Genomic DNA, 13,366 nt, shown 5'->3' with positions numbered 1-13,366 from the left:
TGAGTTTCGGGTGGCAATGAATCACCCATTTGCAGCGCGCGACTACTTCACCGGTATATACGAATACCCCTTCACCATGGCTTTCCCGTCCTTGGCATCCCGCACCCGCACCATCTCCGCCGCGTACTCCTGCGTGTATTCAACGAAGTACTCTTTACCCGGCTCGACCGAGAGGGTCAGAAATACGTTTCGGGGATGCGGACGCGGCCCGGCCGATACCTTGTGCAGGCCCGGACTTACCAGCACCCAGGAATAGGTCTTGTCATTAAGCCCCACCACCGCACTGTCATTGATGCTGAACACGCTGTCATAAAAGCTGCCTTGAATGACCTGGGTCCGCATCATGTAAACCAACGCCTTGCCCTGAGGTGGCGCCGGTGGCTCGAAATAAGGCTGGCTGGAGCTAGTGTGACCGCAGCCGGCCAACAACAGCATGAGCAACAACGCCGGAATACTTTTCATTACTGCGCTCATTTGTTTTGCCCCAGTAACTGGTTGATCACCGGCCCCATCTTTTCCTCGACCGACGCCACTTTGGACGGATCAAAACCGCCCTCGCCCGTCAGGTGGTATTGCCCGAAACCGATCTGCTGATCGCCCTTGAAGAGCCGGACATTGGCATCGGACAAGTACGGGGAAAAGTCCCAGGAACGAATAGCGGTGTAAGTCAGGCGATACTCACAACTGTCCGGAATGGGCGTCGCGTAAAGCCGACTGTCGATGTTGTGCTTGCGCAACAGCGTCTGCAGGCCATCGACGAAATCGCCCACCACCACTTTCGGGTTCTCTTCGATGCAGAGTTGGGAGATTTTATATTGAGGTGCGACCGGCTCGACCTTGATGTTGGTACAACCGGCCAATACCAGTAGAAGGCTTGCCGTGATGGCTCTGGACAGCATATTCGGTCCCTGAATCCAGAATGATGGCGCAATGATGCCGCATACTAGATCAGCAGAATTTCGGGGTCAATTTACGTCGTTTGACGCGGAGCAGATCGCAAGAAGCTCGCGTTTAGGCCCCACGAGAACGGCACTGTTCTCAGCAAAAATTGCGCAGCCAATGAAAACGGGCGACCTTTTGGGTCGCCCGTTTTTTTATCGCGTGAGCAATAGATGAATCCACTTCACACCGCAGGTACGCTCGCCACGGGAATACGTTGATCAGGCTGGGTGACATCGTAAACATGCTGTTCGCAATCGGTGCCAATAAACTGGAACTCAACCAGGTAAACCTTGGCTCTTTCCGGGATGAAGGAACTTTGCAGCGGACCGCAGCTATACAAGCCGCTTGCCACCCTGCTATTCGAATATCCCGACACCTGAAACGCCTTATCGGCATCGGCCTGTGCTTCCAACTGCGGGAAGCGTTTGACCGTAGCACTGTTGGCTACTTCGTTGAGTTTGGCGATCCAGCCGAACACCTTGCCCTGGCCCGAATCCACTACAGTTCCAAGCAACTCCATTCGCTGGTCAGGATCGGCGGCACGCTTGACTGAAAACTGTACAGGATGGGTGCTGCCTGTAGCTTTCATGATGACCTTGGCGTGCTGTGCATCGACTGCCACCGTGTTCTGGCGCAGTTGAATGCCGTCTTTCAGCAGGCTGGGGGAAGAGTCCCTGACGTTGGAATGGCAGCCGGTCAATGCGACAGCCAGGGTCAGTGGTAGCAGTGTGATTTTCTTCACGTATAGATTTCCTTATAAACGCGTATCTTTTGACTGATAAGAGGACTTACACCAAGTGGCACGTTCTAAACGCTGAACCACTGAACGCGGCGGGGAGATTTTGCAGGGAAAAATGGGAGGAAAAGGAGGCCAGACCACGTTTTCTACCTAAAAATTGAGAGTTTACTCGGTCTCCCGGCCTCAAGATACGTGCTGTGCGAGGCATACAGCGAGTCCTTTCATACAAGTCAACCCGAATGCTTAGTCACCCCAAGAAAAATATAACTCCTTTATATTTTCTATCATTTCGACCAATCAAAATATACCTCAGACAAACTAGTCCGCCCCCGTCACCCCCACTAATTAATAATATCCAGCAACTTACCCTTAAGGACACTTGCAGATTTAACCGCATTAGGATCCACCGCCAAATCATCTTCACTCTCTAACAATAGAGACATCATTTTTTTGGCGAGAATAATATTCCCACTCCAATAATTTGGCGATAGCCGCGATACCGCCCCAAGCAACTCAGCATCATCTATGAAGCCCGACAGCAAATCTTGCTCTAGAGTAGAAACCACTATTGGCAATAAGTCAGACATAAATAATTCTTGCCTCACTGCACGACATAGGTCCTCCATCGGAAGATCTTCAAGAGGTATATCGCGAATGGAAAGATACCATTGAGTCAAGGATGACATTTCAGCCTCGGGTTGCCACGAGCTATTATTTTCTTTCGCTACTGACCGAAATGTCTTTTTCATATACCAATCCCAGAAATTTCATCTTCAATTAGTTTAATCGGAGAAAATGGGAACAAACCACGTTTACCACCTGAAAAACTGAATGTTTTCTCGATCTCCCCGGGCATCCTATCTGGGTTCATCGTCCAGATATAACGTGATCGACCGCTGACTAAATACTCCTAAACACGCACCACCATAGCCCCCATTAAAACCTCTTTAGATAATAAACCTTGATTCATAAGCAATACTAAGCAGTTGCAGTTGCTGTTTCTGTTGGCTTTTTACCTAACCTGTGACTTTAAAAGCCTCAGTTATTTTCTTTACCACTCCCCCATCCACATTTTTCTCCATGGAAATGAAACATCCTTCAAATGACCCGCTCGTCAAAACCAACTTATGCCCCGCATAACAAACAATAACCAACACTGAATACGGGCCAGACTCACGACTTTCCACTTTAGAATTTAGAGCTCTAAGTACAACATCAACAAACTCTTCAAACCGCTCTTCCTCATAACCCTCAAAAAACATGAACCGATTTGACTCAGAGCACGACTCAGAAACATTCATACGTCTACATCCCTAAACCATTATAGAAAAAAGGGGCCATACCACGTTTCCCCTATCATTTCGGCCAATCAAAATATGCTTTAGAAAATATGGTCTATCCCAATTTTCCATGGCATCACAAAAAAAGTGGTCTGTCCTCGTTATCTATGAAAGAGTGTTTGGTGATTGCGGCGGAGTAAAACTTATGAAAATCCCCGGCAGTGCCGGGGATATTTTCATGCAGAATTAGAAAGCGAGGCTATTCAAAAGCTCTTTTACTTTCGCGGTATCTTCGGGATGACATTGAAGATATTTTTCGCAAGCCAACCGAATACATTTAGAGCAAACCGTTTCGTTCACAACAACTGTGTCTTCATCCCTAGGGGGATAGCCATAAGCAAACTCAACCCCTTCGAAGTGTTCTTCATCGAACGGGCTATTTTCATCAGGAAAGTTACAGTACGCACCATCCGTACTGAACCCCCACCTTTTCACAATATAGCCAACCGCCTCAATGAAATAACCACCATCATACATTCTGTCGAAATACCCTTTAACAACCCAATAAGGGTCTGACTCATTATATGGCTGACCGAACAACTCTCTCATATAAACACACTACCTTATTTAGGGTGGAGGTTGCTCACAGCCCCAGCAGCCTTATCTAAATACACCCTGAAAGCCCCCCGATTGTAGCATCGTACTATCGACCCTGCGGTCTCGCCAACTACGCCTGTTGCTTTTACAACAATGAATTTTAGGGAAAACCTAAGCCCCCTTATTATTTACACCATGTAACCCGCAGACCTCATCAGCAACAGCACCGTCTCATCAAATTCTTGATCCGATATACCTCTAATAGATTTGGCACTCTTCCACTTCCATATTACAGGAAGAATTCTGCTATCCAGACGATCAAACTCTTCCAAAAAGATATCTGCTAAAGCGTATTTATCTAAATCATGGCCGACCTCCAGCATCATATTCAACACGATGCTTGGCGACTTCCGATCCAGTATTTTCGCTAACAAATTTCTATTTTCCGAAAGTGACATAGGTAATTTCACCAATGGTGTCAATTTTTTCGACCTTCCTGCATCCGTATTTCTGGGATATTTGGCCTGTCCAGGTATTCAAAGCAGCATTGTCTTTTAACATTCCATTGGCAAAGGGGAAATGGGGACAGACCACGTTACCCCACACAGCTGCTGGTGAATAAATACTTTGTCCTTCTTCACCGAATGCTTTTGGGAAAAACGGGGACAGACCACGTTTTCCATTAAAAAATTGAAGGTTTGCTCGGTCTCCCCGGGCGTCCTCGCTGGGCTCGCCGTCCTATCATAGCTTCAATTTCAGCAGCAAATCGCGAGCCACCAAGCGCATAGTTACCATTGGTGGCAGCCCGAATCTGGTTAACCAACCCTGTCTCCAACTCGTTTCTAAAAAGCTCTCTATAGGCATTTGCGGTCGATATATTCGCTCCACCAAGCGACAGGTACTGAGCATGCGGGGTAATGAAATACGAAAACTCTGATTGTGCGTTATTGCGATAACTCGACCAACGATATTCCCCAGGATGCGCTACCATTTTTGCTCGAACAGGATTCATTTCAATATAACGATAGCAGGCCAAAACATAGCTATCACTTTGAACAAGGCTTGAACGAAAGCGCCCCTCCCATAAAGTCCCACTACGTCCATATGTACGATTCACGTACTGCACATATCGTTGCCCTACACCCTTCATAAGCAAACTGGCACCACTTTGCTCTTGAGGACTAATCAACAAATGGACATGATTACTCATCAAACACCACGCATGAACTTCACACCCATTTTTATTGGCTTGCTCAGCTAGCAGCTCTATATAAAAAAGATAGTCCTCCTCAGAGAAGAAACAAACCGATCGATTATTTCCTCGTTGAATTAGATGCAAGGGTACACCCGGCATCAAGATACGTGCTCTGCGAGGCATATGGTGAGTCCTTTCATACCAGTCAAATTGAAAGCTTAGTCAACTTAAGAAAAAGCATAATTTCTTTCTATTTCCTATCATTTCGGCCAATCAAAATATGCTTTAGAAAATGTCGTCTATCCCAATTATCCATGGCATCACAAAAATGTGGTCTGTCCCCGTTACCCCTTAATACCCCTTAATATATCAGTCAAACCTCCCTTTGAAGTCATCGACAGCTTTACCTTTCTCCTTCAGGAGTGACAGCACAAACGGCTCATCCACTTTCAGCAAAAAATCAATAGCATCAGTAATTTTCCAGCTATGCATCGCAGGATTATCAATTATCGAAACAAGATGCTGTTTTATAAGAGGCACGTATTCAAAAAACTGTTCTCGTTCAACAAAGTCAAAAACATTGGCTATTTCAAACGGCATGTGACCAGACAACATTATTATCTTGGACAATAGAGCATAAACTTGAGCTCTTGCCTCTTGCGCACGACCACTGTCAGCCGAGTTCGAAAAATACCTGATAACGGTCATCAGTACTTGATGATAAGTATCATCATACCCACGTAATCGGTGAGGGTAGGAGTCTTCAATATTTTTGTAATTATCCATGCACTGTTCCAGTGCAAGCAGACCTTCATGCACTCCCCAACTGGTCAGCAACTTGGCAGCCAAAAAGCGTTCCGTGTCGTCATCCGTATGAGACAACAAGTCCCTTACAGCATTGATTCTTTCCTCGGGAACATCTTCCAAATCAAGGTCTCCGGCATCAACCGCATAGTCCGCATAATTCGGCACGCTATTCAACAGATCGTAAATTTTACGTTCCATCATCAGCCTCTATTTTCTAACGGGATTAATATATGTGGACGGGGAAAATGGGGAAAGACCACGTTTTCCACCTGAAAAACTGAATGTTTGCTCGGTCTCCCAGCATAAAGATACGTGCTCTGCGAGGCATTTGGTGAGTCTTTTCATACAAGGCAATCCGAAAGCGTAGACAACCTAAGAAAAAATATAATTCCTTTCTATTTTATTCCATATCGGCCAATTAAAATATGCTTTAGAAATGTGGTCTATCCCAATTATCCATGGCATCACAAAAACGTGGTCTGTCCCCGTTATCCCAGCATCATATTCAACACGATGCTTGGCGACTTCCCATCCAGTATTTGCGCTAACACATATCTATTTTCCGAAAGTGACATAGGTAATTTAACCAATGGTGTCAATTTTTTCGACCTTCGTGCATCCGTATATCTGGGATATTTGGCCTATCCAGGTATTCAAAGCAGCATTGTCTTTTGACATTCCATTGGCAAAACCACGTTTTCTATACAGGAAATGTGGTCTGTCCCTGTTACCCCCACCCTACATTCTTTTTTACTTTAAGCATTCAACACTGCAAAGCTTACATCACCGGACCTCAAAAATTCTTGAAAACAAGAAATAACGATATCTATATTTCTTGTGACGAAACTCGCCGGATAGTAATCGCCCAGAACATCAACCAATTTTGCTCCAGCCGACGTATTATTAAGAGTACGCACAACATGCTCACCATCATCAAGGTATTGGTTCAGCATCAGAATATAATTTCCAGAATCAGCATAAAGATTGATTTCGTAAGGTCCGGCTTCAGGTGCCGGGGAAATAGACAACGAAGCGACGCCGTCGACTTTACTATATTCACATATAATGGACCTTACATCTTCCATGGTCGGCTGATCAATGAGAGGGATTTGCGATCTGCCATGCTCAGGACTAAGGGTATACCCTCCGATGATCATCTATTTTTTCTCCTTAATAGACTTCACACCTGACTCCCAGTAATGGGAAAAATGGGGACAGACCACGTTTTCCAGTTATCTCGCCTAGAGGGTGCAAAAACACCAGCGCAAAAGCTGCGCCATATTAAGCATGCTTTTGCAAGCTTACTTATAAATTTTTCAAGGATAAATAAAGTCTATACTTATTTTAACCTTAACCAAATCCAAGACCACCTCACAGCCATTCCAAACAGGCAGCCCCCCTGTAAGTTTATTCTCAACATACCAACTGCGCAGCTCCGTTAAAAGATCTAAAATATCTGTATTTGCTCGTCCACCTGCCGTAAACCAGGCAACATCACCTTGTTCATCAACATAGTCATACTCATACTCACAGCTATCCAGCTCTTGGGATAACTGTGCACGCATTATAACTTTACAGGCTCCTTCGGGAGCAACCTCAAACAAAATAACCCCAATATCATTGTAAATATCATCATCGCTACGCATCAATTTCCACCCGGTGAGTTTTTAAATACAATCTCTTTTGGACGAGCGCCACCTATTGAATACTCCACATTAAAGCTATCTGGCCGAACATTTATTCCAGAATACACGGGCTCAATTTTCACACTAACTTGTTTGCCTTCTTTAAGTGCGGACGCCCATGTATTTTCCATAGACTTCCAAGTACCTTTATTCAAATTACCATTCATGGGAAGGAGGTTCAACCTCTCTCCTGGCCCATTGAATATACTAGCAATTAAGTGTCCGCCTTCATCCCCACTGACGCCACACTTGCCTGCCACACATTGCTGATATGTATTCCGATCATTTTTAGTCAATGAAAGACTTGACTCGACCTTCTCAACACGTCCCAAACCATCTGTTTGATAGGTCTTGTTTCCATCCACTTTATAAATCGTATTTGGCTCAGGCTTATTGAGATCTTTGGACCATGCTCCCTTGCCACCAGAGCTTACTTCGACCTCTCGTAAAGTCTGGCTTGCGCCTTTTACACCATCAACTACAACCGCACCGTCCTTCTTAACCCCCGAAACCAGAACCGAAGCCCCGGTCCCCTCCAGGTACTTCCCTGCCCCCTTGAGCAACGCGATTTCCAGCGCGGCCTTAGCTGCCTCTGTCCCATAGTCGCGAAGCGGGTTCACCTCACCAGGGTAGGTAGCACTGTCAAAAGACGCGAGAACCCTACTTCCTTGGGTGTAATCGTAGGGGGCAAACAATTGCCCCGTGGCCTGCCATCCATCAACAAAGGAGGCCGCGCCACCCAACCCCGAAAACGCAGGTATAGCGCACCCAACTCCGCTCACACAAGCCGGCGTGGTGAGTATCGCACCACCGAACCCGGCAGCGGCTCCTATCGCTCCAAGTACCGCCCGGCTGGCCCGTGCTGACTGTTTGAGATCCTTATCGTTGAGCAGCAGGTCGTCATTGACCTGATCCCACTTTGAGTATTCATCAAAGGCACCGGTAGCAAACAACGCACTCTGAGCATCCTTGAAACCTTTCCCATCGGTTTCAAGCGTTTTAATCGCCTGATAGTTCGGGTCATCCACCGGTACCGAGGCAGCGCAATGAACCAAAGCACATGCAGCCGCTTTGAGTTCATAGGCCTTCTCTGGCGACTCTTTTTGTAACTTCTCAAGAGCAATGGTTTCTTTTTGATGTAGCTGACGATTGTATTCGTCGGCCATCAACGCCACCCATGAGGCTTTGTTGACATCACCACCAGCCAGCCCGGCAGCCGTCAAACCGACAATCTGAGAAAACGCTTGCCGTAGCTCAGGTTGCGCATCGAAGGTGGTGTTGAGTACTCCAGCCAAGGCCTGGCTGGCACCTGCCGCGATGGCACCGCTCTTGAAGTCGCCACCGGTCGCGCTGGAAACCGCGCCTCCCATTAACGCGTGCATGGCAGTGCGAGCAATACCGCCTTCGGCCCACATGGCCATGCCTGCGGTATCACCCGCGTTCTTCGCGGTCTGCCAGTGTTCCTGAGCATAGCCGCCGACAAAATTGAACGCTGTGGCAGCAGCGACGTTCCCGGCTTGAGAAACCAGTCCTTCTTTTAGGTTCTGACTGAGGCTTCCCCCATCAATGGCTGTTTTGATCGCTCCCGCCGCAATACCCTGAGCCCCGGCATGCAGGGCAAAGCCACCAATTCCCTGAAGCGTACTTAGATCAAAACCTTTTGTGAGGTTGTTGAACGGCACCGTATGGCCGCCGAGCATGGGATCGATAACGCCTTTAGCAAAGCCCGCAGTAGCACCCGAGATGACGGCATTCTTTAAACTGTCGCTGCTGAATGTTTCTTTAAATGCAGCACCCAAATTGCCTTTGTTGTTGATCGTGCTGACTGCCGCAGTGCCAGCCATTGAGGTCAACATCCCCGTCGCGATCACGTTACCCAGTCCTGCGGCTGTAGCCGAGGTGGCAGCAGCAGTGGCGGTGGCTGCGGTGGCTGCCGAAGCTGCCGCCATGGTCCCACCGGCGGTAGCTCCCATCGCTGTACTTGCAGAAGCCACCGCAGCACTGGCTGCCCCCGCCGTCAGTACGGTCACAATGATAATGATCGCCAGCATCGCGCCCTGACCCAGGCTGGAGTTGCTGTATTTAAAGGACTCGTGTGTCTCCTTGATCAGTTGCCAATCCACATCCCCACGCTTCTCAGCCTCTTTAAGCCACGCAAGTTGCGGATCGGCCTTGACCATCGCATCGATGGTCTGACTTACCGATTGTTGATCGACCTGTTTGATGTCGATTTTCAGGCCTTCGACCGCTTTGATCACCAACCGCCCCTGAGCTACCAGTTGGCTTTGGCGCAATGTTTCGTCGGTATTGCCCTTACCCTTGGCGCTCGTCCATGCGAGGTTGTTGCTGCTCTTTATATGGCTTTCGTCATGAAAGTCCTTCACCGCTTCAAACGTGATACTGCCGCCACTGTCGAGCGTCAGGTCCTTACCACTATTGAGCTTGGCCACCTGATACAACTGATCACGCCCTGGTCGTAACCGAGGCTAGTGCCGTATTCAGCGAACACCGGGCGCAGCCATTCGGCGCTCACTGGACGGGTCCAGCGCAGATCGTTGCGCCAGTAACCGCCACTGTCGCCCGACAAGGATTGGTCCTTGTAGCCACGAATCGACGATTGCCCGCCGAGGCTGGTGCGTTGCGGACTGAACAACACGTCTTCACTGCGCTGGCCGGTCATCAGGCTGGTGAAACTGAACGACTCGCCCCACACCTTGAACGGTTGCAGGTAGGACGCGACGGCCATGTATTTGCGGTAACGCGCATCCGGCTCGCCGGGGGCGGGATGGTCATTGCCCTGAGCATCGAGTGCGCCGATGCCTTCCTGCATACCCAGGTCGAGGTTGACGAACGCGCTGCCGACGCGCCGACCGTGATTGATGCCGAACTGCGACTCGGTAATCCGGTTGCTGCTGAACTTGAGCTTGCTGTCTTCAATGAAGTTGTTGGTGCGCAAATAAGAGAGGCCGGCGCTGAGTGAGGTCTTGCTCATGGCATCGCGGTGGATCACCCGCTCGGCCCGCAGCTGATGGTTTTCGGTGTCGCCGGTCAGCTTGAAGGGGTAATCGTTGGCGACAAGCTGCGTGCGGTACTCGTTCTGGGTGTAGGTGTAACTGAAGTCCCACCAGCCCCACGGCAGGCTGTAATACAGCGTTGCGTTGTTGGATGTGTGCTGGTGATCGGTCATCACATCGCCACCGCCGCGCAGCATCAACTGATCGGCCAGCCCCAGCGGACTGTCCCAGTCCAGCGTCGTGCGCCACTGCTGCTCGCCGGTGCTGCGCTGACCGTCGTTGCTGCGCGACAACCCGACGCGCCAAGGCTTTTGCGGTGTGTTCTTGACCAGGATTTCGCTGCCGCCGACGTTCTGGCCCGGGGTCAATTCCATCTGCGCCTGATTCGACGGCAAGCGGTTGAGCTGATCAACCATCTGTTCAATTTCACGCAGATTGACCAATCCGCCACTCTGGCCCGGAAAAGCCATGGCCAGTTCGCGGTCCGAGAGTTGGCTGCCCTGCGCACCTTTCAGACCTTCAAGCCGCCCTTCAACGACCAAGACTTTTAAATGCCCACCGGACAAGTCCTGCTGCGGCAAGTAAGCGCGGCTGGTCACCAGGCCTTTTTCGATGTAGCGAGTGGTGATGACCTTGAGCAATTCGTTGAGCTGAGAGACGCCCAGGCATTGGCCGATGTAGGGCTTGAGCAAGCGTTCGCGTTCACCGGCAGAAAGGCTGTCGGTGCCTTTGAGTTCGATGTCCTGGATAGGGAAGCAACGGCTGTCGGCAGGTGCCGAGGGCTGGACCGGTTTCACTTCCTTGCCGGGCAACTCTTTAAGCTCTTCGAGGCGCCGACGCTGCTCTTCGAGCAGACGATCCTGGCGTTCACGGATGAGGTCGGTTTCACCGGGAGTGGGCGCGGCATGAGCGAGATTCAGTGGAGAAAGGCACAGCAAAGCCAGGCACAACCTCGCCACGAGGGCGGGCAGAGACATGTTCGATCCCTCGAATTAGGGCGTAATAGCAAAATAGTGGCGCGATGTTAGATGGCCACTATCCTGACGTCAATTATTCATCCTGCCAGGAAACGCAAACCGATGAGCGCTATCGCCTGAAGCAGAGCAATCCGGGAAACGGCAGGAAACCTCAGAGCGCATGCCGGAAGAAAAACCAAGGGCAACAGGACGATTCCCAGGCGCTGTTTCCACCGTGTGCAGCAAGCGGAACTTTAAGGTCCCGAGTGGCCTCAACCGATTAACCGCCCAAAACGGAACCGAGGCCCATTCCATGAAAACCTTGCTGAAACTCACCCTCGCCGCCACCCTCGCTTGCGCCCTCCCCGCCTGGGCTTGCACACCCGAGGAGGCCACCGCCAAACGCGAACAACTGGCCAAGGAAGTGGCCAAGCTCACCGAGCAGAATCCGAAGAAGGCCAAGGAGATCAACGATGAATTGCAGAAAATGGATTTGGGCACGGCCAGCGCCGATCTGCCGGACAAGTGCCAGTTGATCGATCAGCGAATGAAGGAGCTGGAAACAGCGGATAAAAAAGCCGAAAACTGACCTGTAGGAGCCGGCTTGCTGGCGATCGCCTCAACGCGGTGTGTCAGGGAGAATCGCCAGCAAGCCGGCTCCTACAAGGGATTGCATTCCAATTTGCGGGAGAAAAAAAACCGGACATTTGTCCGGTTTTTTTATGGGATCGCTACGGCGCTTTATTCAGCAGCCGGGGCTTCCGGCTTGCGGCGCTTGAGCGGGGCCATGCCGTCCTTGCTGACCAGCGACAAGGCGTCGGTCTTCGGGCGGTTGGCGATTTTGCGCTTGGTCGGTGCCTTGGCGCCGGTTTTCTTCTTCTCGCCCTTGGCGTCGACCTTTTTCTTCTTCACGCCAACCGCTTTGCCCGAGGCCTTGACCTTCTTCGGTCCGCCATAGGTGCCTTTGACTTCCTTGATGGTGCGGCGCTCGAAGCTCTGCTTGAGGTAGCGCTCGATGCTCGACATCAGGTTCCAGTCGCCGTGGCAGATCAGCGAGATGGCCAGGCCATCGTTGCCGGCACGACCGGTGCGACCGATGCGGTGAACGTATTCGTCGCCGCTGCGCGGCATGTCGAAGTTGATCACCAGGTCCAGGCCGTCAACGTCCAGGCCGCGAGCGGCAACGTCGGTGGCCACGAGGATTTTCACGCCGCCTTGCTTCAGGCGATCGATCGCCAGCTTGCGGTCTTTCTGGTCCTTGTCACCGTGCAGGACGAACGCTTTGTATTCCTGCGCCACCAGGCGGCCGTAGATACGGTCGGCCATGGCCCGGGTGTTGGTGAACACGATGGCCTTCTGATAGGTCTCGTTGGCCAGCAGCCAGTTCACGATCTGCTCTTTGTGCTGGTTGTGGTCAGCGGTGATGATCTGCTGACGAGTGGTCGCATTCAGGTCGCTGACGTTGTTCAGCTGCAGGTGTTCCGGGTTGTTCAGAACCTTGGCAACCATCTCGCGCAGGCCCGAACCGCCAGTGGTGGCGGAGAACAGCATGGTCTGCTGGCGATTGGTGCACTCGTCCACCAGACGCTGCACGTCTTCGGCAAAGCCCATGTCGAGCATGCGGTCGGCTTCGTCGAGCACCAGCACTTCGACTTCTTTCAGGTCGAGGTTGCCGGCGTTCAGTTGCTCGATCATCCGGCCCGGCGTACCGATCAGGATGTCCGGCACCTTGCGCAGCATGGCGGCCTGGACCTTGAAGTCTTCACCGCCGGTGATCAGGCCGGATTTGATGAAAGTAAATTGCGCAAAGCGCTCGACTTCCTTGATGGTCTGCTGGGCCAGCTCGCGAGTCGGCAGCAGGATCAGGGTCTTGATGCTGACGCGGATTTTCGCCGGGCCGATCAGACGGTTGAGGATCGGCAAAACGAAAGCAGCGGTTTTGCCGCTACCGGTTTGCGCTGTCACCCGCAGGTCACGCCCTTGGAGCGCCAGCGGAATAGCCGCTGCTTGCACAGGCGTTGGCTCGACAAATTTAAGCTCGGCCACGGCTTTGAGCAGGCGTTCGTGCAGGGCGAATTGGGAAAACACGGGTGCTACCTCGAAGAAATACAAAAAAACAGCTGCATAGGGTAACGGTTTCGAGCGCGAAGG

13 protein-coding genes and 2 pseudogenes are annotated in these 13,366 nt (G+C 50.8%); 1 reads left to right on the top strand and 14 read right to left on the bottom strand.

The window, feature by feature from the left end; genetic code table 11:
* Positions 1-42: 42 nt before the first annotated feature.
* The 13 genes and pseudogenes from IB245_RS00230 to IB245_RS00170 all read right to left on the bottom strand — a co-directional run.
* Positions 43-462 (bottom strand): DUF2846 domain-containing protein, encoded by a 420-nt coding sequence (locus tag IB245_RS00230; RefSeq protein ID WP_008040975.1) that lies wholly within the window; start codon positions 460-462, stop codon positions 43-45.
* Positions 463-470: 8 nt separating this feature from the next.
* Positions 471-899: an Sbal_3080 family lipoprotein gene (locus IB245_RS00225; RefSeq protein WP_192225967.1), complete on the bottom strand. Its 429-nt coding sequence runs from the start codon at positions 897-899 to the stop codon at positions 471-473.
* A 224-nt stretch (positions 900-1,123) separates the two neighbouring features.
* Positions 1,124-1,684 (bottom strand): hypothetical protein, encoded by a 561-nt coding sequence (locus tag IB245_RS00220; RefSeq protein ID WP_192225965.1) that lies wholly within the window; start codon positions 1,682-1,684, stop codon positions 1,124-1,126.
* A 338-nt stretch (positions 1,685-2,022) separates the two neighbouring features.
* Positions 2,023-2,430: a contact-dependent growth inhibition system immunity protein gene (locus IB245_RS00215; RefSeq protein WP_192225963.1), complete on the bottom strand. Its 408-nt coding sequence runs from the start codon at positions 2,428-2,430 to the stop codon at positions 2,023-2,025.
* 267 nt (positions 2,431-2,697) lie between these two features.
* Positions 2,698-2,982 (bottom strand): hypothetical protein, encoded by a 285-nt coding sequence (locus tag IB245_RS00210; protein WP_192225961.1) that lies wholly within the window; start codon positions 2,980-2,982, stop codon positions 2,698-2,700.
* Positions 2,983-3,207: 225 nt separating this feature from the next.
* On the bottom strand, positions 3,208-3,570 hold the full coding sequence (gene cdiI / locus IB245_RS00205; protein ID WP_192225959.1) for a ribonuclease toxin immunity protein CdiI: 363 nt from the start codon (positions 3,568-3,570) through the stop codon (positions 3,208-3,210).
* 176 nt (positions 3,571-3,746) lie between these two features.
* On the bottom strand, positions 3,747-4,040 hold the full coding sequence (locus IB245_RS00200) for a hypothetical protein (protein WP_225609758.1): 294 nt from the start codon (positions 4,038-4,040) through the stop codon (positions 3,747-3,749).
* Positions 4,041-4,240: 200 nt separating this feature from the next.
* Complete coding sequence (locus tag IB245_RS00195) at positions 4,241-4,936, bottom strand: transposase (RefSeq protein WP_192225957.1); 696 nt, start codon at positions 4,934-4,936, stop codon at positions 4,241-4,243.
* A gap of 186 nt (positions 4,937-5,122) precedes the next feature.
* Entirely contained in the window at positions 5,123-5,758 is a 636-nt protein-coding gene (locus tag IB245_RS00190) for a hypothetical protein (protein ID WP_192225955.1), read from the bottom strand.
* Positions 5,759-6,315: 557 nt separating this feature from the next.
* On the bottom strand, positions 6,316-6,717 hold the full coding sequence (locus IB245_RS00185; protein WP_192225953.1) for a DUF6911 family protein: 402 nt from the start codon (positions 6,715-6,717) through the stop codon (positions 6,316-6,318).
* A gap of 159 nt (positions 6,718-6,876) precedes the next feature.
* Complete coding sequence (locus IB245_RS00180) at positions 6,877-7,206, bottom strand: hypothetical protein (RefSeq protein ID WP_192225951.1); 330 nt, start codon at positions 7,204-7,206, stop codon at positions 6,877-6,879.
* Positions 7,206-9,725, bottom strand: a pseudogene (locus IB245_RS00175) (DNA/RNA non-specific endonuclease); the annotation flags it as partial. The pseudogene IB245_RS00175 and the gene IB245_RS00180, both read right to left, overlap by 1 nt.
* Positions 9,707-11,236: pseudogene (locus IB245_RS00170) on the bottom strand (ShlB/FhaC/HecB family hemolysin secretion/activation protein); the annotation flags it as partial. The pseudogenes IB245_RS00175 and IB245_RS00170, both read right to left, overlap by 19 nt.
* Before the next feature lie 292 nt (positions 11,237-11,528).
* Between IB245_RS00170 and IB245_RS00165 the strand changes: the two are divergent.
* The gene (locus IB245_RS00165) at positions 11,529-11,804 is read left to right on the top strand and encodes a hypothetical protein (protein WP_192225945.1); all 276 of its coding nucleotides are present in this window, start codon (positions 11,529-11,531) and stop codon (positions 11,802-11,804) included.
* 152 nt (positions 11,805-11,956) lie between these two features.
* Here IB245_RS00165 and IB245_RS00160 read toward each other — a convergent pair whose 3' ends face one another.
* Positions 11,957-13,303: a DEAD/DEAH box helicase gene (locus IB245_RS00160; RefSeq protein ID WP_008034278.1), complete on the bottom strand. Its 1,347-nt coding sequence runs from the start codon at positions 13,301-13,303 to the stop codon at positions 11,957-11,959.
* Positions 13,304-13,366: the final 63 nt, after the last annotated feature.

It is taken from the genome of Pseudomonas sp. PDM02, assembly GCF_014852285.1.
GTDB classification, from domain to species: domain Bacteria; phylum Pseudomonadota; class Gammaproteobacteria; order Pseudomonadales; family Pseudomonadaceae; genus Aquipseudomonas; species Aquipseudomonas migulae.
Note: the sequence above shows the minus strand (reverse complement) of the source record. Positions and strands in the feature narration are given on the sequence as shown.

What these genes read in the sequence shown, in the direction of transcription:
- IB245_RS00230 (WP_008040975.1), bottom strand. Translation starts at nt 462, where the DNA reads ATGAAAAGTATTCCGGCGTTGTTGCTCATGCTGTTGTTGGCCGGCTGC.
- IB245_RS00225 (WP_192225967.1), bottom strand. Translation starts at nt 899, where the DNA reads ATGCTGTCCAGAGCCATCACGGCAAGCCTTCTACTGGTATTGGCCGGT.
- IB245_RS00215 (WP_192225963.1), bottom strand. Translation starts at nt 2,430, where the DNA reads ATGAAAAAGACATTTCGGTCAGTAGCGAAAGAAAATAATAGCTCGTGG.
- IB245_RS00210 (WP_192225961.1), bottom strand. Translation starts at nt 2,982, where the DNA reads ATGAATGTTTCTGAGTCGTGCTCTGAGTCAAATCGGTTCATGTTTTTT.
- cdiI (WP_192225959.1), bottom strand. Translation starts at nt 3,570, where the DNA reads ATGAGAGAGTTGTTCGGTCAGCCATATAATGAGTCAGACCCTTATTGG.
- IB245_RS00195 (WP_192225957.1), bottom strand. Translation starts at nt 4,936, where the DNA reads ATGCCTCGCAGAGCACGTATCTTGATGCCGGGTGTACCCTTGCATCTA.
- IB245_RS00190 (WP_192225955.1), bottom strand. Translation starts at nt 5,758, where the DNA reads ATGGAACGTAAAATTTACGATCTGTTGAATAGCGTGCCGAATTATGCG.
- IB245_RS00185 (WP_192225953.1), bottom strand. Translation starts at nt 6,717, where the DNA reads ATGATCATCGGAGGGTATACCCTTAGTCCTGAGCATGGCAGATCGCAA.
- IB245_RS00180 (WP_192225951.1), bottom strand. Translation starts at nt 7,206, where the DNA reads ATGCGTAGCGATGATGATATTTACAATGATATTGGGGTTATTTTGTTT.
- IB245_RS00165 (WP_192225945.1), top strand. Translation starts at nt 11,529, where the DNA reads ATGAAAACCTTGCTGAAACTCACCCTCGCCGCCACCCTCGCTTGCGCC.